The organism is Glutamicibacter sp. (genome assembly GCF_032154645.1).
Lineage (GTDB): Bacteria > Actinomycetota > Actinomycetes > Actinomycetales > Micrococcaceae > Glutamicibacter.
Map to the genome: position 1 here is coordinate 20,598 of NZ_JALDXV010000006.1, position 19,911 is coordinate 40,508.

Sequence of the window (19,911 nt, forward strand, 5' to 3'; positions counted from 1 at the left end):
ACCTCCGAGAGATTAGAGCCCAGGCGGCCCGTTCTGGTCCCCGTCGTCGGAGAATAGGCCCGCCAGCAGTTCTTCGGGACTCCGTACCGGGCCGCCGTCGCCGTTGGTGACTTTTCGCAGCCGGTCGAACACGTTGAACAGTCTGGACTCCATGCCGGAAATCAGATCGGGGCGGTCGATCCGCGGGATCTGGTCCAAGACGCGGGCGTTGTACTTCGCCAGCACCACCAGAGTTTTCTTAAACGGAGGCTCCCCGACGATCTTGTCCAGTTCGCCAGTCAGTACCCGTTCGATTTCTCCTGGTTCCGTCTGCCAGTCCAACGACACGCTCGACGGCTCAATGGCCGGCGGAAGCTCCGGCAGCTCTTCCAGGTCGATCTCGCCGCCCTGGTCGCGCAGCTTACGGCGAGCGCGGTATGCGGCCATGTCGTCGCGCTTGGCCTTTCGGCAGTCAGCGCACCGGCATCCCTTGCGGTATCCGGCTAGGCCGGGGCCGATGCCGCCGTGGCGGTATGGAATCGCAGGATTCTCGGGCTTTCCCATCGTTCCTCCTGCCTGTTGTCGATGCTTCTAAATTTCGGCCAATTCGCCGCTTGACCTGCCTACACGTGTAGGGCGCTACCCGGGAAATCGGGGAGAGAGAAAAAAATGGAACATGCGCGGGTCGCCCGCACATCGGTTTTCTAAAAAACCAAGATCTCGCGGGCCGCGGGGCCTCATCGACGTCTTCGAAGTTCTCCAAGTTTTGTGTTTGGCCTTGGCTTTCGTTGATCGATGATGATTTGCTTTCGTCTTTGGTTCTCTTTGCGCACGTTGCACCCGAGGTGCATCGGCTGCAGGTTCCAGTGCGCCGTCGGGTGGCCACCATCAGCAAGAGCAACAATGTGATCAAGCGATGGGCCAAGCGGATGTCGAGGCCGAAGCCCGAACACTATCTCCTTGCCGCACCATGCACAGATTGAACCGGGCACACAGTACTGGGCCACCAGCCTGCGCCATGGTCTGCCGTGCCGGCCACGCTTCGGATCCCACTCGCTGAGCACGATCACCTCACCACACCTGCGCATGACAAAGCCCCGATCACTCAGTGAGTGTTCGGGGCTCTTCAAGACACGAATGCCATTACATCAATAATTTAATCATGCTAAGTCAAGCATCTAGATTCCCGCATGATTCCGGGGCCTAGCGCCTCTTGGCTTGCGCGCTGCCTGCTGCTTCTGCCACACATCGAAGGGTATGAAGTGATCCCGATTCCTGGTGCACTGCACAACCTTCCGCTCCTTGGGCATGTGCTGCCAGACTGCCTTGACCTCGCCGCCGCACACGACCGGCTTGCCATCCTCTGACATCACGACAATCTTGCACAGGTCCGGAAGGACGACCTCAGTCTCGCCTCCCTCGGTGACCTTCTCGATCTTGGACCCAGCCTCGATAGCCCACCAATAGGCTTTCAACACCCACACCGGATCCGGAACCTGAACGATTCTCGGCACCATGGATCTGGCCAGCCACCCAGCAAGCGACGGTGTCGACTGATCATCTGGCAGCCGCACATCGATGTACCGATCGGTCACCGCAAACGCCAGCTTCCAGATCGCCTGCCCCGCGTCTCGCATCGCGTCAACCACCTCGACCCGAAGGGGCACCGGCGGTTCCTCCCGTGGAGTCTTCCTCTCACTGCCACCACCACGACCAGGGGCCAACGAATCCTGAGCATCGTCCCACCGGTCATCCACCATGCGCAGGGCAAGCCACAGCTTCTCTTCGCACTCCGAACAGATCCTGGAATCAACCGCGGCTGACACCACCCCGATGTGTTCTCGATACACGGCGTGCACCACGCACACACCCGCATCATGAGCCGCACGCGATACGCACCCCCAACACTTGCAGCCTGGCCCATCAACGTGTTCCGCCATTACTGCTCTCCCTCCAAGTACTTTCGCTCTGCATCGTCTTCACATTTCCGGCATGGCAGGTGCAGCCCGTGGATCTCGCACACTGAGTTCGGTGCTTCTTCCTGCCAGCCATGGACCCCCTTGTATGGAGATCCGAATTTCCCACCAGTGAGTACTTGAGGAGCAGCGCCAGCATTGTTGTTCGTCATTGCTGGTTGTTGGTTATTGCGTCTGCCTCGTTTACGTCTGGATCTTGATCTTCGAGGCTTAGAGGAATCAGGGGTCGGGTCTGGCTGACCCTGCCGGGCCCCCTGACCATCCCCACCCCTCCCCACCCCACCAGCCCGCGCCCCCGCCCGCGCAGGCCCGTGGATAGCTCCCAGCGTCTGGTCTGAGTTTGGTCGCTCCTGACCAGCTTCTGGACCAATTTTGGTCGCGAGTTTGGTCATTGCCGCCGGCATTTCAGGGTCTTCTTCGCACATCCAGGCATAAGCCTCGGACGGTTCGCCCTCGGCAGGCACCTCGACGCTCGACTGCTCCGGAGCGACGATCTGCGAGCCTTCTGGCGCGATCGTCGAGCTCAACGGAGCAGGAGCTTCAATGGTGGTGTCAAGGATGAGGCCGAAGCCTGCAGCAAGGTTCTGCTGCCCAGGCTCAACAACCGGAGCGATGCTCGACTTCTCTGGAGCGACGTTCAGCGGGCCTTCTGGCGCGATCGTCGAGCTCAACGGAGCAGGAGCTTCTTCTCTGGCTGGAGCAGGCAGCAGGACCATGCCTGCTTCTTGTGGAGTGCGCTGTCCCTTTTTCCGGTTACACGCTGCACACGAAAGGACAAGGTTCTGGATGCCATTGGCCTTTTTAGGGTCGATGTGATCCATTTCCATGCGCTTATCGCCCTTGGTGGTCTTTTTGTAGACCAGGTCGCCGCAATAGCGGCACTTGCCACGGGAGCAGATCGGGAAATCGGTAGCATCACGCGCCCAGACCTGGGCACGCAACTGAGGATCTTTCAGCTCCTTGGCTTTCGCCTGCTTGAGCTTCTCGTCCTCGGCTGTGTCATAGCCGAACTGGAACCAATCATGGAACACATACGAACCAGCCGGTATCTCTGGACACTTCTCGCACCCATGCCCCGACGCATGCCACAGGCCAACTCGAACCAACAGCGCCGCTAAGAGATCAACTGCTTGCTTGTTGAGCAGGATCTTCATCAGATGCACTTCGGTGAGCTTGCCATCGGTCTTCGCGTCACGGCTGAAACTGCCGGCCATAGTCCACAATCCCAGGGCTGCCATGCCAGTGAGATCACCACCTAGCGCAGCTTCTGCCAACGCCCGGGCTTTCTCATTCACGTGCAGCTTGTCGTCTACCTGGAAGAAAGACACTCCCTAATCCCCTCCTTTCATAATCCTTCAAATCGTCATTGGTGCGGGCGGCCGGCGGCGCCCGAATCATCATGGCCACGCAGGGATTCATAGCGAGCTCTCGATCCTGATGACCTGCTCCGGGTGGCCAATCCGCTCTGCTTGCAGCCCTCGCCAATTGACGGCTATCTTGCTGGACAGTTCCCGGTGGTGAACGAAAGTAATCTGGCCATAGACGGCAGCCTGATTCGGAAAGTCGATTTGAGCATGCAGTCCGCGGTGGAAAGACGTGATGTCGCCCAGACGAATCGGCTCCATGTCCCGGACCGGGTCAAGCTTTTCCGGCGGACCCACGAACTCCCGCGGTTCAGCTTTTTCGGTCATCTTCCCTCCTTGACCTGTTGGGCGCGGGCTTCAAGCCATCGAGCAACCTCTGCTGGTATTTCGGTATCGAACACATCCCTGGCGGCTTCGGTGAGCGCTTCTGCTTTCGCTTCAGCACGGACCTGCTCTAGCCAGCGGTCGAATGCTGCGCGACGGGTGTCGTCGCACCATGGCGCCATTCGCGTGGCGAAGTCTCCCCGCACTTGCTCGGTGCTCGGCGTGTTCCGGTTATCACACATTGGTAAGTTCCTTTGCTCGGTCACGCATGATCTGTTCCATGACACCCATTCGCTGGGCGACGATCTGCGCTCCAGTAACGCGTCGTGCGTCCTGCTCGTACTGCCAGCGTGCTTCGGAGCTGAGCACGTCAGCGGCTTCGGTGTACCCGGCTGCTTTCGCTTCTTGCTCAAGCCACTGCGTGAACCGCTCAAGCACTTCACCCACGTGCGCGAGGTGGTACTTGCCGCCAAGTTCCCCATCTTGGGACTTCCAGCCGCAAATGCAATGAGTGCGCCTATCGCGGATCCCGCCCTTGCGGCTGTGCGCGGCCAGTATCTCGATGATCGCTACCATTAGTTCACCGGCCTATCTAGGACACGGGCGGGGAGCTTGATCTCCACGGCCATTAGTCCTTCCTCATCGCCGCCCAAGCCGTACCAGCGGGCAGGGAATGGGCTGTTTATATCTCTCAGCTCCAAGACGCTCCCCTCCCTTTCGCGGAGAACTGTTCCGACTGGAAGCGATTCGACTTCCTTAGTACTGCGCACCGTGTCTGGTTGGGGAGGCAAAGCGGCGAAGTAAGTTGATACCACCAGCTCAGCCGCTTCGTCATAACCGATGTCCAGACCTTCGTATGTCACATGGTGTTCCCATAGCTTGTCAGTCGCTGCCTGTAGCGCATCTGAATTTAGGTTCTGCTTGGGCATTGCTCCTCCTTCGGTGTTCATGCCTGCAGCGCGAATTCTGACTTTTGCGCTTCAAGTACTGGGGCGATGGCGTGGCAGACGTCGTTGACAAGACTTGCGACTGCCTCAGCGGCCTTCATGATCTCCTTGCTCACGTCCTCGCTGAGGTAGAGGAACACCCGGTACGGGTTGATTTTGATTCGTTCCAACCGTGTCTCTGCCATTGCGGCCTGGATCTGCTGCTTGCAGTTCTTCTCGTACAGGCCCGCTAAGCGCGGCTGGCCCGTCTGCCGGCAATGCTCGGCGCGACGTGCAAAGTTGATCGCCTGCGCGATATTCGGGTTGCTCATAGTGAGTTTCCTCCTGAGTGACTATCAGATAGTGACGACGACGAATCCGACTTCGGGCTTGGTTTGCCGGTGATGGTGATCTTGTCGGATGGACGGAAGCCGAAGGACCCTTTGTGGGTGACAACTTCAACGATCTTGAGCTCGACGACTACCGACTTTTTGGAGCCGATCGCTCTCTGTTCGAATGTCTCCACCGAGTGCGTCACCGATTGAATGTCGCCCATGCGTCCGAGGCTCTTGCCGAGGTCCGTACCGTTCAGGCGGCGGGCTTCAATCTCCGTGCTCATGCTTGCACCAGGAATCCTGCGAAGCGTGGAAGTCCTGCTCCATTTTCGCCATGAACAAGCGTGGCCCCGTCCATCGGGTCTTCAAGGTTCGGCCCGGGCTTCCATGCCCAGTCGGCACGATGGTTGAACTTAAACTCAATGAGATCGTCAGCGTCGAGTAGATGCTCGATGGTTCCCCCAACTGCGCCCTCGACGCTTTGACGGACTGCTTCGTCGGCGCTGTGCGCATCGGTAGTGCCGGTGACGATGAACAGTTCAGTGTCTTCGCCAAGCCAGATGACTTTCGGGTTTTCAGTGCTCATGATCTGGTCCTTTCCATAACGCCGCGAAGTCGGCTTTCTTGATCAGTCGTTCGGTTACCTTGCAGATGGCCACTACAACCGCGGCGAGGGATACTGCTGGCCATGCCCAGCTTGAGAGGAAGAGTCGGGCCGAGTTGCGCCCCACGCGCTCGGCTGTGGGTTTAGGTAGGTTTCGGGCGAAGACCCCTACACCCATCCCGACGAGGGCCGCGCACATGGTGGCCAGGACTCCGGCAAGGTAGAACATGGCGAGGTTGTTGAGCATTGACCAGGTCATCGGTTGGCCCGGTTTCTCTTGGCGATGATGTGCTCCACGATGAGGTCTGGGCGATGCCCGAACCATTCCTCGGTGTCCCCGGTCGCGCTGTCGACCACCTTGACGTATGGCATTGTCAGCGCAATGCCCATCTGGTCGGAGATGGCGCGCATCTTCTCGATCGTCTCGATGTCGGTATTGGGCACGTGCACGGTGCGGTACAGGACTTTGAACTTGCCCAGGCTGCGCTTCGTGTCGAGGCACTGCTGGCAGTTGTCCTTCGTGTGGACGGTGATTTCTAGGCTCATTAGCCTGCCTTCTTTCGGTAGATCGGTTGCCCTGCCTGCAAGCGGGCCTGGGCAGCGTCCCACAGGCGGCCTGCGCCGCGCTGGGTCAGCCTGGCGGAGAACACGACGCGCTCATGAGGCGGCGCACCCACGATTGATTCCTTGACCTTTACCCATTCGGCTTTCACTGCCTGGGCGGTGGCTTGGTTTCGGCGCACGGTATCGCCGCGGATGATCAGGTGAAGCTCGCCAGCGAGATCGAAGACGTCCTGGTGCCGCACCTTGACGCCGGGGACGTTGGCGGCAGCCCACACCTGCAGTTGGTTCGCGAGGTCGCTAATGGTCTGCAGCCCCTCGGCCTGCCGGTACATGTCGATCTGTGCGACCTTGGGCCGAGCTGCTTCCAGCTCCTTGGCCTGATCAGCGACCCGGGACTGCAGCTCCCCCACAATTTCAAGGGCTCGCTCTTCCAAGCTCTTGGGCTTGACTGGCGAGTACTGTCCGGTCTTGCGGATCTCCGGAAGCACATCATGAGTCAGCCAGCGCTTGAAAGCCTTGGCTTCTGGCTTTCGCGAGCGCAGGACCAGCGAGTACATGCCCGCTTCGGTGACGTAGGTCAGTTGCTGGACTCCGCCAGGGGTGCGGATACTATCCGTACCCTTTTCGTCGTCGTCGAGGCCGCGCACGGCGTCATGGACTCGGCCGATGTCGAGGATGTCGCACAGGTCGGAGGCAACGAAGCACGGTTCGCCGTTGATGAGGAAAGTTCTCACTTCCTCGTCTTGGTAAATGTGCACCTGCATTTCATTCACGGTTTCCTCCTAAACAAGGTTTTTCGTTTGTTTTTTGACTGACAAAGTTTTAGAGCTTCGGTTCCGGCTTGGGAAGCCTCACAGGCATGACCACTTGCTCCAAGGTCACCTGGTCCAGGGGTTCAACTCCGGAGGTCAATCGGACCCCCTTGCCGGGCGCGTGCACGCTGATCCGGATCTTGTCCCCACGGATAGCGCCCAGTGCTTCGCGGTAGAAGGTGGGGTTGAATCCAGTCCGCAGCTCAAGGTCGCCCTCTGCTCTGATGAGCGGAGACCGGGCGCTTCCGTCCTCACCTGAACCGGTGATCTGCAGCGAAGAACGGTCCTCCGTGCTCGTGAGAATCAATGGGATGTTGCGTTCCAGGACGGTTTGGACAATGCGGGCGGCGCGCATCATTTCCGTTGCAGAGAAGATGAGGTGTTGTTCGCCTTCCGGCCGGAACAACGGCTTGATCTTGGGGTACTCGCCCGACACGCACAACGTCGAAGCACTGAAAGATTCCGAACGCATCATCAAGTGGTCAAGGCTCTTCGCGCCTACAGGGCCGGACAGGGTGAGCTTCATGTCTCCCGGCTTGTCCAGCAGTGTACGGATTCGCTTCCACTCGGTGAGCTTGATGAGGAACTGCCCGTCGAAATCGCATCGCGTCGGAAACCATGATCTGGCCAACCGATAGCGGTCCGTTGCATAAGCCGTGACTTTGTCGGTCGAGAAGTCCAAGGCAATCGATGTCAGGATCGGTAGGGTGTCGTCCTTGCTTGCCGAATGCATCACCTGATCGAGAGTGTCCCGGAAGGCCTGCACATCGATCGTGAGATGTCTCTGCTGCGCGCCAGGATGCGGGTTCGTTCCCTTCAAGAACACATCGAAAAACTCATCGTGCCCCTGGCTTGCTCTGGCCGATGGCACGCTGATCTCGAATCCATCAGATTCCAGGGACAAGCGGCTCAGGTTCTCGGCGCTGTCCCAGGTCCACCTCAAGGTAACTTCGAGGTCCTTGGCCGCGCCGCGGGTGATCTCGGTCAGCACTGGGATGACGAATTCACCTAGGATGAGACGTTGCTGGACTGGCGAGTCGTCGGCCTTTCCGCGGGCCGCGCAGAGGCCGGTCTGATAGTCGAAAGTCTCGACGGCAAGCCATCCTGATTCCTGGAAAGACAAGGCGGTGAGTGCCATGAGTGGGGATGGAACGCGGCCCGGCACGCGGACCTTTTTCAACATGGCCAGCAGCTCACGCGCCGGAACGATCAACGCGGCCTCGTCGGTCTGGCTTCGGACGCCGAGTGCTTCAAGTGTGACGGTCATGATGCTTTCGCCTTTCTTCTCTTCCTTCGTTGCTTTTGAATGCCCTTGGCTTTCTGGGCTTTTTCGTAGAGCCATTTACGTTCGGACGGCGTCTTGCCTCCGAAGATCCCCGTATTGATCTCTCGCTTTTCCAGTGCGTAATCCAGGCACTCTTGCTTCACCGGGCAGGCGAAGCAGATCTTGAGCGCCTTGTCGTTGACGACGTCGGCCTTGCCCCTGGAAGGGAAGAACGGGTCCTCTTTGCCGAGGGTGGTGTACATGTCCCGGCAGGCGGCGTGTTGCCGCCAGTCGACGGGCTCGCTAAGGGGTGGCTGGGCTGTGCTTTCGGTGCCGATCAGTGCCATGGCCCTTAGTTCAGCTCGATTCCCTCGATGGCCGGCGCGCACTCCGCGCAGATCCCGGTCCACTTGGTGTCCTTGACGACTTCCTGCATGCAGTTCTGGCACGTCGCCGTGTTCAGATGGACGTTATTACCCGGCCTCTCGGAGGTCTCTTCAGCCAGCCGGATGATCTCCGCCTCGTCCTCGGAGGGCACATAACCGACGAAGTCGATGAGTTGCTGGTACCAGAACGCCAGTGGCTTCCAGCGGGATTCTTTGTCGTAGGAGTCGCGCATGTACCAGTTGGTTTTCACCAGCTTGCGGTCGCTATCAGCGATCGGTGCGTATGCCAGGAGTAGCGCGAGCTGCTGAGTAGTCAGGCCCAGTGCGGCCTTGCGCGCACGCTCTTCCCACTTTTTGCGCTTGCCCTCAAACTCCGGACCGTAGATGGATTCATCGCCGTCTGGTTCGGGGAACGGAATGGACACGGCTTCGCCAATGACTTCGGCGCCGTCGAAGTTGTACCCGCGAACCGCTTGATCGAAGATCATCGAAACCAGGAGGCCGCGGGCGTTCCGGTCCTCGATAGCTTTCTTGTCCTGGATCTTCTTGAGCACGAAGGCATGGCGCGCACGCTGGGAAATTGGAAGCACGCTATCGAGGCGCCGCAGCTTCTCACGACGCGCCTTTTCTTCCGGCGACACCTGCTTCTTAGTGGCTGATGCCGGCAGCTTCTCCCACCACTGCACCGCGTCCGGGTCTCCAACATCGAACTGATGCCCTGCGGCGATGTGTTCCTCGACGCTGGCGATCTTGCCGGACTTGGCCCACTTACCGCTGTAGCGGTTAGTCTCGTCAAGCTCTACGGCGTCGGCTTCAGTGAGATCCTGGCGTACCTTCTGGCGCTTGGCGTTGGCCTTCTTCTGCTCGATCAGGCGGGTGACTTCTTCCTGCCCGACGGTGCGCTGCCACGAATTGGCCACCTCGTCCACAACGTCAGAGAAGAGATCGGCACCGGTTTCCGCTTCCAGATCGATAATGTCCTTGGCTGCGAAGAGGTCGATCTTTCCTGCCGCCTGCAGCTGCGCGACCTTCGGCTGATTTGCTAGGGCTGCGCGAGGCTTGACCTCGGCCTTGTCGATATTGAAGTTCTTTGCAATCCATGATTCGCTCTTGCCCTCGGTGAGCATGCCCTGCAGCGCTTTGGACTGTCCGAGGTAATCGAGTGGCAAGTGATTAGTTCCGGTCGAAAGCGCTTCGGTATATAGGTCCAGCGAGGCGTTGGACGGTGACTCGACGATTTCGCATTTCATCTGATCCAGGCCGGCGCGCAGCGCGGCCGCGTGGCGGCGGTGACCGCCCTGGATCATGAAATCGCCGGCAAGATCTGGATGCGGGTAAATGGTGATGGCGTCCATCTGACCGAGGGTCTTGAGCTCGTGAGCCAACTGGTCGATATCCCCCATGTCCGTTCTGGGGTTCAGTGGGTCCGGATGAATCGCCGTCGTTGGCACCATCCGAAGTTCACCTGGTTTTTGAGACACGACTACCTCCATAGGGTGTGTCAGAAGAGGAAAGGAAAGAGGGGGACCTAGCCCTGCTGGGCGGCCTCGGCACGAGATGCTGAGATCTCCGAAGTGCCCCAATCGATCAAGGCGATAGCAGTGAACACGGCGAAAACGATCATGGTCAGCACGCCGAGGCCGTTTGGCATCGGCAGCACGAAATAGAGCGCCACTGCCAGGACCGTCAAGGTGGGGATCCAGATCATCCACATGCGAAGCTCGTAGGCACGGTAGATCTGATCAGCGCTCACGTGGATCACCATCCAACGCAGTCAAAGCCTCTACGGGCTTAGGGGTCGGGATGAAAGCAGTGATCTCGGCAAACTCGATCCCGTTCACCAGAATCTTTCCTACGCCGTCTACGCCCTTCTCGCGCATGGTTCCTTGGTCAACGTAGACCGTGCTTCCGCGGTACTTGTGGTTCGCCCATTTCTGCACCGTCTGCTGGATCTGCGTGGCGCAGTCCGACTTGGGATACTCTTTCCATTCCACGTCTAATGGCGGCTCAGATACGCGTTTGCCGTTCTTGCGGTTGAATTTTCCTGCGACCTCGTCGGGCGCGATGATCAGGATGCGACCATTGATCTTTCTCATGCTGCTACCGACTCGCCTGCAGCGCGTGAAGCGAAGATGTTTGCCAGGACTGCCCCGGCCTCTGCGATGCAGCGGTCCTTGATTGCCTGAGCCTCGGGGCTCAGCGCCTCGGTCTGCTGCGAAGTGGTCTGTACACTGGTCATTGAAATCAGTCCTTGCTTAGTCAGTTTCGGTTTTGGTTTCGTCGCCCTCAGCAGTTGCCGCTGCTGAGGGCTCCTTCATTTCCGGGGACCCCGGAGTGTGCACCCTCTCGGTAAACTCAGAAGTTCCACCAACCGCGTCATGCGACGCATCATTTACCGAGAGGGAAATTTCTTGAACATCATCGAGTACTTGGAAACTGAAGTTGATCGGTGCGCGACCCTTCAAGACAATGCCAACGGAGATATTCACGCCCAAATCGCGGCCCTGCAGTCGATGCTTGTCTCGACAATCCAAGCCACTCAATCCCTCGCCGCGATCCTCCACCGAGAAGGGATCGATATCGAGATGCCTGCGCGCAATGCTCCTCGACGCCGAGGCCTTGATCTCTTTGATCTTGGCTCTTAGCAGCTCAACCTCTTCACGAAGGTTCGGGTAACCCTCGGCAGCTTGCGCTGCTTGGGTCTCTTTCGTCGGAAAGCCCGAAGCGGCGCACTCCTCAAAAGCAGCACCGATATTCTGTCCCTGATCGCTGCTCTTGGCCCACCCGCTATCATTCCGTGGGTGGGTCAAAGTCTTCTTTGGCCCCATGGGCACATGCCCACCCAGCGACATCTCAAAGTTCTCCACCATAATTCGCCGCTGCACAGCATTCCCCTCGGTCAGTGCAACATTCATGAGGCACCCCTGGTGCACCATCGCAAGGTGAATCATGCTGCAGACTGACGGATCAAGGTGCATGATCGTCGATGAAGTCGTTGACTTCCGATCCACGCTGAACTCCCCACCACACACGCGGCAGACCTTGTCGCGGTCTCGGAGCTCCCTCTTGAATGGTGCTGCGGCTTTCCGCATGGCCTTGTCACGATTCTGTTCCTGGTGCATCTGGTAGTGCGCCTCCACTTCCTGGTTGTAATAGTCCTGCTGCTCGAAGTCGTCATCCGTGATGACCTGACCACCGATTCCGATGTGGAAGTAGCAGCCTGGCTCTTCGCACTGGTACTCACTCATGCCACACCCAGCTTTCCTGCACGCCGCCTAGACACTTCCCTATCATTGCAACGCTTGCCAGTTTCACTAGCAGTGCTAGATATTTCAGGCACAAAATAGACATCGAGCGGAACATCAAGTGCTTTGCAGATCAGCTCAGCAGTCCGCCCTTTGTTCACCGACTTCGTATCCCCTCGCACCAGGTTGTCAATCGTTCCCGGCGAAACTTCCGCGTACTTCGCAAGTTCTCGATTGGAAAAATCCTTGCGGTCCATTCGATCGGCTAGCGACTCTGGCGAGACAATCAACTTCATTCGCATACGAGCTGGCCACCTCCTTCTCTTGTTGGTTCGAGTCGTGACCCTGCGATGCCTTTGCGTATCCATTGAAACCCCTCTTATGCATTTTTGTCTAGCGGTGCTAGTGGTTTTGTATTGCAATATTAGGCACCGCGTATTTCAAAAAGCAAGCCCCTCGCTCAATAATCACGCAGAACTCAAAATTTTTTATTTTCTTTCTTAGGCATCAAGCGGCGCTAAATGCCCGTAACAAGTTAGGCACTGCCTAAGATTGACAAGTGGACGAACCTCGCTTTTGAAGAAACGATTAGGACCGTGATGCAAGGACAAACTCTCGCAAGCCTCATCGAGGAAGCGCGTTACAGCAGCCCCGGCAAACCGCTGTCCTATGACTCGCTTGCCAAAGCTTGCGGGGGAAAGCCCTCAGCTGGACGCCTACAACAGATCGTTTCCGGGAAACTCAAAAACTTCCCAGACCCCGAGTCCATCCAAGGACTAATGTCGGGGACCGGTCGGACAGCAGAAGAGATCGTTCTTGCTTCAGCCCGCTCGCTGGGACTCCCCGTCGGGGACAATCCTTCAGACTCGGTCTTTGTTCCAGGGCTATCCGCCCTACCAGAGAGTGCACTTGAAGTCGTCAAATCCTTAACACGCGAGCTGGTCAACCTTTCTCGTAAGGCAGATCATGCAGAAGCAGCAGACCCGCACGCCACTACCCAGCGTCCACAACTTCGAGCAGTGGCGCCCATCGATCACCCTAGCAAGGGACAGAAGACCAAGTCGGACGATTACCCGAAACCAAACGACATCGTCTACGAATTAGACAAACTCGGTATCAAACAGCTTCACGCAGGCGACCCCGAAGCCACGGAGGCCCCGGAAGACGTGGCAGCTTATCCTAATTTCGAAACGCAGCGCGAGAAGTTCGAACGTATCCACGGCGAGCGCGGTGAGGAGAGTCAGGATCCGGGGGATTCTGAGTAGTTCTCTCTTCAGCTCGTATTGTTTGAAGGTCGTAGTGTTGTTGTATCTTCGTATGTATGTTCGATCTTTTAGGCAAGTTTGAAGTACTTGCTAGTACGGTTATCCAATGGACGAGGCCGCGCCCTACTGCACCCGGCGGGGCAGATGGTCGTCGGTCTTGGATTGACGAGAAGCTGACTCAAGATGAGCGTCGCTGCGTCCTCGCTCATGAAGCTGTCCACCTCAAGCATGGCCATCGCGGCTGCCAGCCTCCTGCTATTGAGCGCGAGGTGTGCCTTGAGGCTGCGATCTACCTGATCAATTTTCAGGACCTCAAGAGCGCGGTCCGCTGGTCTACCCATCCTGCTGTTATTGCCGAGGAACTGGGTGTGACCGAGCACGTTGTGATCGATCGCCTGCAGACACTCGACGGTGACGAGCTGCAGGAACTTTTTCCACCGGGCGAGCACATCGCCTGATCTTTTCCACAACTCGTAAACCCTTTAATTCATTGGCTTCTACGCGCCATCAGGCTAGAAGAAATATCTGATATTCACAGGAGTATCCACAATGTCATCGAATAAGGAAACTAACGCACCGACACCCGAGCCAACGCTGCCTCCTGGCGCTTTCGGCTGCAACCTTGATGATCACGGCGATCATGAAGGTGATCTATTGACGCTACTCATTTCCCGGCTCGACAGCCTGCTGCGCCCGGCGCCTTCGGGGAAGCTGAAATGAAATCCTCCGGCAGGCTGCGGGCGATTCTCTATCTCCGGCAATCGATCTCTCGCGAGGACTCCATCAGTTTGGAACTGCAGGAGAATGCCGGCCGTCAGTACTGCGATCAGCAGGGCTATGATGTCGTCCGTGTCGAAGCGGATCCAGGCATCAGCGGCCGCACCTGGAATCGCCCTGCCGTGCAGCGGACTGTTGCCAGCATCGAGAATGGTGAAGCCGATGTCATCGTGCTCTGGAAGTGGTCCAGGCTTTCACGCGCCCGCAAAGACTGGGCCGTGGCCATCGACAAGGTGGAGTCCGCCGGCGGTCGCATCGAGTCAGCCACAGAACAAGTGGACGTCACCACGTCAACAGGGCGCTTCGCCCGCGGCATGCTCGCCGAATTCGCAGCCTTCGAATCAGACCGCATCGGCGACACCTGGAAAGAAGCACAGAAGCGCCGCATAGCCCAAGGCAAGCCCGCCAACGGCCGCAAACGCTTCGGGTACGAGTACAGCCGGGAAACCGGCTTCACGCCCCACCCAGAGGAAGCCCCGGCCCTGCAGGAGATGTACCGGAGGTTCCTCCTCGGTCATACCCCACGCGACCTTGTCGAATACCTCAACGACACTGGCATCAAACCCAACCACGGATACAGCAGCGCAATTGCCACCACCTGGTCAGCCGAAACCATCATGGGAATCCTCGACAATCCCTTCGCTACCGGACGCTTCCGCCACGGCGGCCAAGTCCACCGAGGCATCCATGAGCGGATCATCAGCGAGGAGACCTGGGAGAAGTACCAATCGCGGCGACGAGCTCGCACCAAAACCGCACGCGCCGAAAGCTCACAGTACCTGCTCACCGGCCTGATCTTCTGCGGAGTCTGCGGCAGCAAAGCCTACGGCGGAGCACGCCGCGGCCCCGACGGCCAGCGCGGCGGCGCCGTCTACTCCTGTAAGCAAGCCAGCTACTACAAGGCACACCGCGGCGGATACGTCCAAGAAGATCGAATCATGGAGCACCTTCTCCCCTGGCTCAATGAACTCGCCAACGAAATCAACGCCGCGGCCGCCGCACAACCATCAGCACCCCATTCAAAAGATCCAGCGCCCGGCATACGGCGAGCGCTGATCAAGCTTGACGGTCGGCGCGATGCGCTCACGAACAAAATGTTGGACGGAACGATCCCCGACGATGTTTACACGCGGCTTCTGTCTGAGCTTGAGCATGAGAAGGAACGTCTAAAGCATCGCCTGCAGGATCTGGAAGCAGCGAAAAGTCCGGACGGCATCAAGGAAACCGCGGACCTGATTCGAGGCTGGGACTCGATCAGCATCGCGTCGAAGCGTGAGCTACTCTCACGGCTCCTCAAGGGCATCCGCTACACGGCGCAGCGGCCCAACCTCACGGTTCAAATTGTCGCTAAATGGGAAGAATGGCCCAATCCCACTTCGGACTAGTTGACGGTGGTGACCGCCATGGATTCAAAGGCGACCAAAAAGACCAGGATGAACATGCCCAGGGTTGTGGAAAGGTGCTGCGGCGAAAAGATGGTCTGTGCTGCTGGCGCATCATCACGCTCACGGGGTTTCAAGGGCATGAACCAATTTTGTCAGATCTTTTGCGGTCCTACCCGCCCAGCGCGTGCAGCGCGAAGGCCGAGAGGAATCCCGCGGTGACCAGCAGGCCGGTGTAGTCGTGGTCCGCGGCGTAGGCTTCGGGGATCATCGTGTCAGCGATCATTGTCAGGATGCCGCCCGCGGCCACCGCGGTGGCAAAGGCAAGCACCTGTTGCGGCATATCCGCCAGGGCGATGGCCCCGATAAAGGCCGCCAGACCGCTGGCCAGCGCAATGCCGCCCCACAGCAGGAAGACTGACTTGCCGCTGCGCCCTGCCTGTTTCATATCCGCGGTGCTGGCAAGGCCTTCGGGGATGTTGGAAACGAAGATGGCGATCAGCATCGTCGGGTTGATGCTTGCCCCGGCCACCACTCCCAGGCCCAGCGCCACGGATTCCGGAATGCCGTCGATCAGCGCTCCCACCGCGATGGCCGTGCCGGATGATTCCTCGGTGCTGGCGGCCTTCTGCCTGCGCCGGCTGCGCTTGGCAAGCAGCTTGTTGGCGCCGAAGTACAGCACCGCACCGGCGGTGATGCCCAGCAGCGTGGCGGCCAGGCCTCCCATGGTGAATGCTTCGAGCACCAGCTCGAAGCTCAGCGCACTGATCAGCACCCCGGCGCCGAAGGCCATGATGGAGCAGACCCAGATTCGCGGGATGCGCAGCCACCATGCGGCCCCGGCGCCAAGCAGCAGCGCCGAGCCTGCAACAGAACCCCAAATCAAAGCCTGAATAGACGCAAACATGGCACCCACTATAGCCAGCAAAGTGCTTGGCGAGTAGGTGCCATGGGAAGTTGTGCTGCGCCTAGCCCTCGGAGGACATGTTGTTGAAGCGCGAGTAGTGGCCTTGGAAGGCGACGGTAATCGTCTTGGTCGGGCCGTTACGGTGCTTGGCGACGATCACGTCGGCCTCGCCCGGACGGTTCTCCTTGTCGTAGACGTCGTCGCGGTGCAGCAGGATGACCATATCGGCGTCCTGCTCGATAGAACCGGATTCGCGCAGGTCGGAAACCATCGGCTTCTTGTCCTGACGCTGTTCGGAGCCGCGGTTCAGCTGGGACAGCGCGATCAACGGGACGTCGAGCTCCTTGGCCAGCAGCTTCAGGTTACGCGAGAACTCGGAGACTTCCTGCTGACGGGATTCAACGCGCTTGCCCGAGCTCATCAGCTGCAGGTAGTCGAGGATGATCATGCGCAGCTCGTTGCGCTGCTTCAGGCGTCGGCACTTGGCGCGGATTTCCATCATCGACATATTCGGCGAATCGTCGATGAACAGCGGGGCTTCATTCAGCCGCCCCATGGTGGTCGCGATCTTGGTCCACTGCGCGTCCTCCACCGAACCCTTGCGCAGGTCCTGCAGCTGGATCGAGGCCTCGGCGGACAGCAGGCGCATGGCGATTTCATTGCGGCCCATTTCCAGGGAGAAGAACACCGTTGCCATATTGTTCTTGATCGCCGCCGAGCGGGCGAAGTCCAGCGCAAAGGTCGACTTACCCACCGCCGGACGGGCGGCGATGATGATCATCTGACCGCCCTGCAGGCCCTGGGTCAGCTCGTCGAGCTCATAGAAACCGGTGGGGACGCCGGTGATGCCGTCGCCCGCGTTGGCCGCGTTCTCGATCTCGTCGACGGTGCCCTCGATGATCTCCGACAGGCGCACGTAGTCTTCGCTGCTGCGGTTCTCCGCCACCTTATAGACCTCGGCCTGGGCTTCGTTGACGATGGCGTCGACCTCGCCGTCCGGCGAATAACCCATCTGCACGATGCGGGTGCCCGCGTCCACCAGGCGGCGCAGCACACCACGTTCCCGCACGATCTCCGCGTAATAGCCGGCGTTGGCAGCGGTGGGGACATGCTGGATGAGGTTGTGCAGGTATGCGGCGCCGCCCACACGGGAGATCTCGCTGCGCTTGGTCAGCAGGTCGGCCACCGTCACGGCGTCGGCCGGTTCGCCGCGGCCGTAGAGGTCGATGATTGCCTCGTAGATCGACTCATGGGCAGGGCGGTAGAAATCGGTGCCGCGCAGTACCTCGACGACGTCTGCGATCGCGTCCTTGGACAGCATCATGCCGCCAAGCACCGACATTTCTGCATCGATATCCTGCGGCGGGGTGCGCCCCGCATCGGCTTCTCGCTGTTCGTAGATTGGCTCGGCGCTCATTACTGACACTTCCATCCCCTGTTGACCCGCTGGGAAAGCTTGTTTTCCACCACTGCAACTGGTCATCATGTCAAAAGCTACCGACTATTTGACCCTGACCGCTTGTGGATAGAGCACTCCCACCGCCAACAGTAGGACGGTTGCTCACCAGCGTAAACCCCGATATCCACAGAAACTGTGGACAATCCCCCTGCACCTGTGGATTGACCTGTTTACTACTTGGGGAGAACCCTGTGGATTACAGCACTTAAATCCACATGAACTTCATTTGACTAGTGCGTTTACGTTTACACAGCTGTGGACAGAATGTTAATTTCTCCGTTCACCCACAGGCCGATCAAGTGTTATCAACAACCCATGGCGTGGAGTTTAGGCGTTTTTGTGAAGTTATCAACCCTCATCAACAGGCAATCCACAAGCAAGTGGATAACTATGTGGATATCTCTGCGTAACAATTACGCCGATTGCACACCGCAGGCATGAAGCCGATGGGGCAGCGAGCCTCGCCGACTCCCGCTACAACATAAAGAAAGCGGGGTGAGAAGGTCTTTTCCTTCTCACCCCGCGACATCTCTGGGTTTTTTAAACTAGTTCCGGCACTGGCAATGAGTGAAATCGTGAATCATGGAAGATCTGTGGAGAGTGGTTGGAGGTGTCGTGGCCGTGCACCTGCAACAGGATCACCCAATGGTCGCCCGCTTCAACCTCGTCGTAGATCGAGGTTTCAAGTCGCAGCGTTGACTCATTGATAAATAATGCACCGCCCTCGGTGCGATGGGTTGCGATACCGGCGAATCGGTCTCCCTGCTTGGAAGCAATCTGGGTGCAGGCACCGCCATTGCGCTCGCTGAGCACCGATACCCCGATGCGTCCGGCCGTGCGCAGTTTCGGCCAGGTATTCGAGCTCTTCTGTACCGCGAACATCACCAACGCAGGTTCCAGCGAAACCCCGACGGTAAATGAGGAGGCCACCAGGCCGGTCTTTCCGCCCTCGATCTCAGCGCAGAGCGCGGCGACGCCGGATGGATGCTGTGCAAAGACCTTACGCAAGGTCAACGGGTCAAGTTCTTGATTTAGCGACATGGCTCGATTCCTTCGGGTCGTGCCCATCGAGACATAAGCCATCAAGAAACCGGCCGCGGGCGGTCCTGAATTTTCCTTGTCAATGAATTCATGCTCGATGTGCGGTACTTGTCCAACGCGTTTTCACGTGGGACCGAATCTTCACCTGGAGCACCCCGCTACCGTTGAGAGGGTTGCCGGCCAGCTAGCCAGGGCCTATAGCTGACGCTCTTGATTCTGCTTAAAACCTTATGGGCCGTTACGCGGCATCGTCAAACATTTCACTTCGCAAATCGCAATAATTGCCATTTCATTCGAAACCAGGGGTCAATCGCTATCGCGACTCATTGTTTTCTTCGTGCTGCAGGTTAGAGTTCGGCCCGCGACCGAGTCATACAAGGTTTGCCGATTTCAGAGAATTCGCGGAGTATGGGAAGCTCATGGCTGGCAGCTCCTATCGATCCGCCGGGATCGTCGGAACGGCCGAATGTTTTATCGCGGACATCAGAAATCAGCAGATGCTACAGACAGATCTACCGACAACCGCCCGGCTTCTGGATTTACCTCAGGAGCCATGGGGGAACGGAAAAGGTTCAACGCGTCTCATTGACGCACATCCGTCACTTGACGCCGACGAATGGGACTGGCGACTTTCGCTGGCGACCCTCGCCGAGAACTCGGAGTTTTCCCCGGCAGGTGGCGTGGTGCGCATCGTCACCATTGCTTCGACAGGCCCGATCCAACTGAACCTCAATGGCACGTGCCACGAGCTCAGCCTTGGCATGCAGGCACAATTCCTCGATTCCGACCACGCAGAAATCACCCTCGGCGGCCAAGAACAGTACGCACTGAACCTCATGGTGCGGCGAGGCAGGGGCTACGGTTCAGTCGAAACCGAGCAATTGCGGGGACAACGAGTATTTGAACCGACCGATCTGTGGCATCGAATCGTTGTCCTGGATGGTTCGGTGCGCCTTGAGGATGGAACCGAACTCGGCGCATTGAGCGTCATCAATCCGGCGCAGTCGCGTTTGGTTCTACAAGCAGATCAGGCACTGCTGGCCCACATAGTTGTCGCAGCAATTCACTGATCGTCATTTCGGCGCGATTTTCATACCGCTTGGCGCGCCGGCTTTGAGTTTTCTCGCCTGTGGCCATGGACCATGCGACGCTTGACTTCCTAGAATTTCCTGCCCCAGGACAGGGGTTCGGGACGAAGCTTTAGTGCCTCCAGAGCTTCAGCAGCGGCAGGCCGGTTACCGACGACTCATCAACGGCGCCATCGGATGGAAGACCCCCAAATTCCGTCACCCGGCACCCTG

General features: G+C 58.6%; 30 protein-coding genes and 1 riboswitch. Of the genes, 5 read left to right on the forward strand and 25 right to left on the reverse strand.

Translation table 11 applies throughout. The features are described 5' to 3' along the window. Positions 1-12 precede the first annotated feature (12 nt). The 21 genes from RUH64_RS06965 to RUH64_RS07065 all read right to left on the reverse strand — a co-directional run bounded on the left by RUH64_RS06965 (position 13) and on the right by RUH64_RS07065 (position 12,081). Entirely contained in the window at positions 13-543 is a 531-nt protein-coding gene (locus RUH64_RS06965) for a hypothetical protein (protein ID WP_313812375.1), read from the reverse strand. Positions 544-1,157: 614 nt separating this feature from the next. Continuing rightward, positions 1,158-1,646: a hypothetical protein gene (locus tag RUH64_RS06970; RefSeq protein ID WP_313812376.1), complete on the reverse strand. Its 489-nt coding sequence runs from the start codon at positions 1,644-1,646 to the stop codon at positions 1,158-1,160. Between the two features lie 272 nt (positions 1,647-1,918). After that, on the reverse strand, positions 1,919-3,283 hold the full coding sequence (locus RUH64_RS06975) for an HNH endonuclease signature motif containing protein (RefSeq protein WP_313812377.1): 1,365 nt from the start codon (positions 3,281-3,283) through the stop codon (positions 1,919-1,921). Positions 3,284-3,370: 87 nt separating this feature from the next. After that, a complete protein-coding gene (locus RUH64_RS06980; protein ID WP_313812379.1) occupies positions 3,371-3,646 on the reverse strand; it encodes a hypothetical protein in 276 nt (91 codons plus the stop codon). Continuing rightward, entirely contained in the window at positions 3,643-3,885 is a 243-nt protein-coding gene (locus RUH64_RS06985; RefSeq protein WP_313812380.1) for a hypothetical protein, read from the reverse strand. The genes RUH64_RS06980 and RUH64_RS06985 overlap by 4 nt, the downstream gene beginning before the upstream one ends. Further along, the gene (locus RUH64_RS06990) at positions 3,878-4,219 is read right to left on the reverse strand and encodes a hypothetical protein (RefSeq protein ID WP_313812381.1); all 342 of its coding nucleotides are present in this window, start codon (positions 4,217-4,219) and stop codon (positions 3,878-3,880) included. The genes RUH64_RS06985 and RUH64_RS06990 overlap by 8 nt, the downstream gene beginning before the upstream one ends. Further along, the gene (locus RUH64_RS06995; protein WP_313812382.1) at positions 4,219-4,572 is read right to left on the reverse strand and encodes a hypothetical protein; all 354 of its coding nucleotides are present in this window, start codon (positions 4,570-4,572) and stop codon (positions 4,219-4,221) included. Before RUH64_RS06995 ends, RUH64_RS06990 begins: the two co-directional genes overlap by 1 nt. Positions 4,573-4,589: 17 nt before the next feature. Next, a complete protein-coding gene (locus RUH64_RS07000; protein WP_313812383.1) occupies positions 4,590-4,901 on the reverse strand; it encodes a hypothetical protein in 312 nt (103 codons plus the stop codon). Further along, complete coding sequence (locus RUH64_RS07005; RefSeq protein ID WP_313812384.1) at positions 4,898-5,188, reverse strand: hypothetical protein; 291 nt, start codon at positions 5,186-5,188, stop codon at positions 4,898-4,900. Before RUH64_RS07005 ends, RUH64_RS07000 begins: the two co-directional genes overlap by 4 nt. After that, on the reverse strand, positions 5,185-5,490 hold the full coding sequence (locus tag RUH64_RS07010; protein WP_313812385.1) for a hypothetical protein: 306 nt from the start codon (positions 5,488-5,490) through the stop codon (positions 5,185-5,187). The genes RUH64_RS07005 and RUH64_RS07010 overlap by 4 nt, the downstream gene beginning before the upstream one ends. Continuing rightward, a complete protein-coding gene (locus RUH64_RS07015; protein WP_313812386.1) occupies positions 5,480-5,767 on the reverse strand; it encodes a hypothetical protein in 288 nt (95 codons plus the stop codon). Before RUH64_RS07015 ends, RUH64_RS07010 begins: the two co-directional genes overlap by 11 nt. After that, on the reverse strand, positions 5,764-6,054 hold the full coding sequence (locus tag RUH64_RS07020; RefSeq protein ID WP_313812387.1) for a hypothetical protein: 291 nt from the start codon (positions 6,052-6,054) through the stop codon (positions 5,764-5,766). Before RUH64_RS07020 ends, RUH64_RS07015 begins: the two co-directional genes overlap by 4 nt. Continuing rightward, positions 6,054-6,836, reverse strand: coding sequence for a BRO family protein (locus RUH64_RS07025; protein ID WP_313812601.1), 783 nt, complete (start codon positions 6,834-6,836; stop codon positions 6,054-6,056). Before RUH64_RS07025 ends, RUH64_RS07020 begins: the two co-directional genes overlap by 1 nt. A 58-nt stretch (positions 6,837-6,894) precedes the next feature. Further along, the gene (locus RUH64_RS07030) at positions 6,895-8,151 is read right to left on the reverse strand and encodes a DNA polymerase III subunit beta (protein WP_313812388.1); all 1,257 of its coding nucleotides are present in this window, start codon (positions 8,149-8,151) and stop codon (positions 6,895-6,897) included. Beyond that, positions 8,148-8,495, reverse strand: a complete 348-nt coding sequence (locus RUH64_RS07035; protein WP_313812389.1) for a WhiB family transcriptional regulator — start codon at positions 8,493-8,495, stop codon at positions 8,148-8,150. The genes RUH64_RS07030 and RUH64_RS07035 overlap by 4 nt, the downstream gene beginning before the upstream one ends. Before the next feature lie 5 nt (positions 8,496-8,500). Further along, a complete protein-coding gene (locus RUH64_RS07040; RefSeq protein WP_313812390.1) occupies positions 8,501-10,015 on the reverse strand; it encodes a ParB N-terminal domain-containing protein in 1,515 nt (504 codons plus the stop codon). Positions 10,016-10,062: 47 nt separating this feature from the next. Then, the gene (locus tag RUH64_RS07045; RefSeq protein ID WP_313812392.1) at positions 10,063-10,287 is read right to left on the reverse strand and encodes a hypothetical protein; all 225 of its coding nucleotides are present in this window, start codon (positions 10,285-10,287) and stop codon (positions 10,063-10,065) included. Continuing rightward, positions 10,277-10,630, reverse strand: a complete 354-nt coding sequence (locus RUH64_RS07050; protein WP_313812393.1) for a hypothetical protein — start codon at positions 10,628-10,630, stop codon at positions 10,277-10,279. Before RUH64_RS07050 ends, RUH64_RS07045 begins: the two co-directional genes overlap by 11 nt. Next, positions 10,627-10,773, reverse strand: coding sequence for a hypothetical protein (locus RUH64_RS07055; protein WP_313812395.1), 147 nt, complete (start codon positions 10,771-10,773; stop codon positions 10,627-10,629). The genes RUH64_RS07050 and RUH64_RS07055 overlap by 4 nt, the downstream gene beginning before the upstream one ends. Positions 10,774-10,789: 16 nt before the next feature. Continuing rightward, on the reverse strand, positions 10,790-11,782 hold the full coding sequence (locus RUH64_RS07060; RefSeq protein WP_313812396.1) for a hypothetical protein: 993 nt from the start codon (positions 11,780-11,782) through the stop codon (positions 10,790-10,792). Next, complete coding sequence (locus RUH64_RS07065; RefSeq protein ID WP_313812397.1) at positions 11,779-12,081, reverse strand: helix-turn-helix transcriptional regulator; 303 nt, start codon at positions 12,079-12,081, stop codon at positions 11,779-11,781. The genes RUH64_RS07060 and RUH64_RS07065 overlap by 4 nt, the downstream gene beginning before the upstream one ends. A gap of 297 nt (positions 12,082-12,378) precedes the next feature. Between RUH64_RS07065 and RUH64_RS07070 the strand changes: the two genes are divergently transcribed. The 4 genes from RUH64_RS07070 (at position 12,379) to RUH64_RS07085 (ending at position 15,206) form a co-directional block, all read left to right on the forward strand. Beyond that, positions 12,379-13,044: a hypothetical protein gene (locus tag RUH64_RS07070; RefSeq protein ID WP_313812398.1), complete on the forward strand. Its 666-nt coding sequence runs from the start codon at positions 12,379-12,381 to the stop codon at positions 13,042-13,044. A gap of 56 nt (positions 13,045-13,100) precedes the next feature. Then, positions 13,101-13,502, forward strand: a complete 402-nt coding sequence (locus RUH64_RS07075; protein WP_313812400.1) for an ImmA/IrrE family metallo-endopeptidase — start codon at positions 13,101-13,103, stop codon at positions 13,500-13,502. A 91-nt stretch (positions 13,503-13,593) separates the two neighbouring features. Beyond that, positions 13,594-13,764, forward strand: a complete 171-nt coding sequence (locus RUH64_RS07080; RefSeq protein WP_313812401.1) for a hypothetical protein — start codon at positions 13,594-13,596, stop codon at positions 13,762-13,764. After that, entirely contained in the window at positions 13,761-15,206 is a 1,446-nt protein-coding gene (locus RUH64_RS07085; protein ID WP_313812403.1) for a recombinase family protein, read from the forward strand. Before RUH64_RS07080 ends, RUH64_RS07085 begins: the two co-directional genes overlap by 4 nt. Here RUH64_RS07085 and RUH64_RS07090 read toward each other — a convergent pair. The 4 genes from RUH64_RS07090 to RUH64_RS07105 form a co-directional block, all read right to left on the reverse strand. Beyond that, positions 15,203-15,346, reverse strand: coding sequence for a hypothetical protein (locus tag RUH64_RS07090; protein WP_313812405.1), 144 nt, complete (start codon positions 15,344-15,346; stop codon positions 15,203-15,205). The two genes, RUH64_RS07085 and RUH64_RS07090, sit on opposite strands and share 4 nt — an antisense overlap. Positions 15,347-15,375: 29 nt before the next feature. Further along, on the reverse strand, positions 15,376-16,110 hold the full coding sequence (locus tag RUH64_RS07095) for a ZIP family zinc transporter (protein ID WP_313812407.1): 735 nt from the start codon (positions 16,108-16,110) through the stop codon (positions 15,376-15,378). A 61-nt stretch (positions 16,111-16,171) separates the two neighbouring features. Beyond that, the gene (gene dnaB / locus RUH64_RS07100) at positions 16,172-17,527 is read right to left on the reverse strand and encodes a replicative DNA helicase (RefSeq protein ID WP_313812408.1); all 1,356 of its coding nucleotides are present in this window, start codon (positions 17,525-17,527) and stop codon (positions 16,172-16,174) included. 582 nt (positions 17,528-18,109) lie between these two features. Next, on the reverse strand, positions 18,110-18,610 hold the full coding sequence (locus tag RUH64_RS07105; RefSeq protein WP_313812409.1) for a flavin reductase family protein: 501 nt from the start codon (positions 18,608-18,610) through the stop codon (positions 18,110-18,112). 99 nt (positions 18,611-18,709) lie between these two features. Continuing rightward, positions 18,710-18,826: riboswitch (SAM riboswitch) on the reverse strand. A gap of 281 nt (positions 18,827-19,107) precedes the next feature. Between RUH64_RS07105 and RUH64_RS07110 the strand changes: the two genes are divergently transcribed. Continuing rightward, positions 19,108-19,680, forward strand: a complete 573-nt coding sequence (locus RUH64_RS07110; RefSeq protein WP_313812411.1) for a HutD family protein — start codon at positions 19,108-19,110, stop codon at positions 19,678-19,680. Positions 19,681-19,911 lie beyond the last annotated feature (231 nt).

Excerpts from the sequence above, each read along its gene's own strand:
- RUH64_RS07065 (WP_313812397.1), bottom strand. The coding sequence starts at position 12,081 with ATGCGAATGAAGTTGATTGTCTCGCCAGAGTCGCTAGCCGATCGAATG.
- RUH64_RS06995 (WP_313812382.1), bottom strand. The coding sequence starts at position 4,572 with ATGCCCAAGCAGAACCTAAATTCAGATGCGCTACAGGCAGCGACTGAC.
- RUH64_RS06965 (WP_313812375.1), bottom strand. The coding sequence starts at position 543 with ATGGGAAAGCCCGAGAATCCTGCGATTCCATACCGCCACGGCGGCATC.
- RUH64_RS07080 (WP_313812401.1), top strand. The coding sequence starts at position 13,594 with ATGTCATCGAATAAGGAAACTAACGCACCGACACCCGAGCCAACGCTG.
- dnaB (WP_313812408.1), bottom strand. The coding sequence starts at position 17,527 with ATGAGCGCCGAGCCAATCTACGAACAGCGAGAAGCCGATGCGGGGCGC.
- RUH64_RS07010 (WP_313812385.1), bottom strand. The coding sequence starts at position 5,490 with ATGAGCACTGAAAACCCGAAAGTCATCTGGCTTGGCGAAGACACTGAA.
- RUH64_RS07110 (WP_313812411.1), top strand. The coding sequence starts at position 19,108 with ATGCTACAGACAGATCTACCGACAACCGCCCGGCTTCTGGATTTACCT.
- RUH64_RS07000 (WP_313812383.1), bottom strand. The coding sequence starts at position 4,901 with ATGAGCAACCCGAATATCGCGCAGGCGATCAACTTTGCACGTCGCGCC.
- RUH64_RS07050 (WP_313812393.1), bottom strand. The coding sequence starts at position 10,630 with ATGAGAAAGATCAATGGTCGCATCCTGATCATCGCGCCCGACGAGGTC.
- RUH64_RS07005 (WP_313812384.1), bottom strand. The coding sequence starts at position 5,188 with ATGAGCACGGAGATTGAAGCCCGCCGCCTGAACGGTACGGACCTCGGC.
- RUH64_RS06985 (WP_313812380.1), bottom strand. The coding sequence starts at position 3,885 with ATGTGTGATAACCGGAACACGCCGAGCACCGAGCAAGTGCGGGGAGAC.
- RUH64_RS07060 (WP_313812396.1), bottom strand. The coding sequence starts at position 11,782 with ATGAGTGAGTACCAGTGCGAAGAGCCAGGCTGCTACTTCCACATCGGA.
- RUH64_RS07070 (WP_313812398.1), top strand. The coding sequence starts at position 12,379 with ATGCAAGGACAAACTCTCGCAAGCCTCATCGAGGAAGCGCGTTACAGC.
- RUH64_RS07075 (WP_313812400.1), top strand. The coding sequence starts at position 13,101 with ATGTTCGATCTTTTAGGCAAGTTTGAAGTACTTGCTAGTACGGTTATC.
- RUH64_RS06990 (WP_313812381.1), bottom strand. The coding sequence starts at position 4,219 with ATGGTAGCGATCATCGAGATACTGGCCGCGCACAGCCGCAAGGGCGGG.
- RUH64_RS07030 (WP_313812388.1), bottom strand. The coding sequence starts at position 8,151 with ATGACCGTCACACTTGAAGCACTCGGCGTCCGAAGCCAGACCGACGAG.
- RUH64_RS07015 (WP_313812386.1), bottom strand. The coding sequence starts at position 5,767 with ATGACCTGGTCAATGCTCAACAACCTCGCCATGTTCTACCTTGCCGGA.
- RUH64_RS07085 (WP_313812403.1), top strand. The coding sequence starts at position 13,761 with ATGAAATCCTCCGGCAGGCTGCGGGCGATTCTCTATCTCCGGCAATCG.
- RUH64_RS07095 (WP_313812407.1), bottom strand. The coding sequence starts at position 16,110 with ATGTTTGCGTCTATTCAGGCTTTGATTTGGGGTTCTGTTGCAGGCTCG.
- RUH64_RS06980 (WP_313812379.1), bottom strand. The coding sequence starts at position 3,646 with ATGACCGAAAAAGCTGAACCGCGGGAGTTCGTGGGTCCGCCGGAAAAG.
- RUH64_RS07025 (WP_313812601.1), bottom strand. The coding sequence starts at position 6,836 with ATGCAGGTGCACATTTACCAAGACGAGGAAGTGAGAACTTTCCTCATC.
- RUH64_RS07090 (WP_313812405.1), bottom strand. The coding sequence starts at position 15,346 with ATGCCCTTGAAACCCCGTGAGCGTGATGATGCGCCAGCAGCACAGACC.
- RUH64_RS07035 (WP_313812389.1), bottom strand. The coding sequence starts at position 8,495 with ATGGCACTGATCGGCACCGAAAGCACAGCCCAGCCACCCCTTAGCGAG.
- RUH64_RS07055 (WP_313812395.1), bottom strand. The coding sequence starts at position 10,773 with ATGACCAGTGTACAGACCACTTCGCAGCAGACCGAGGCGCTGAGCCCC.
- RUH64_RS07105 (WP_313812409.1), bottom strand. The coding sequence starts at position 18,610 with ATGTCGCTAAATCAAGAACTTGACCCGTTGACCTTGCGTAAGGTCTTT.
- RUH64_RS07020 (WP_313812387.1), bottom strand. The coding sequence starts at position 6,054 with ATGAGCCTAGAAATCACCGTCCACACGAAGGACAACTGCCAGCAGTGC.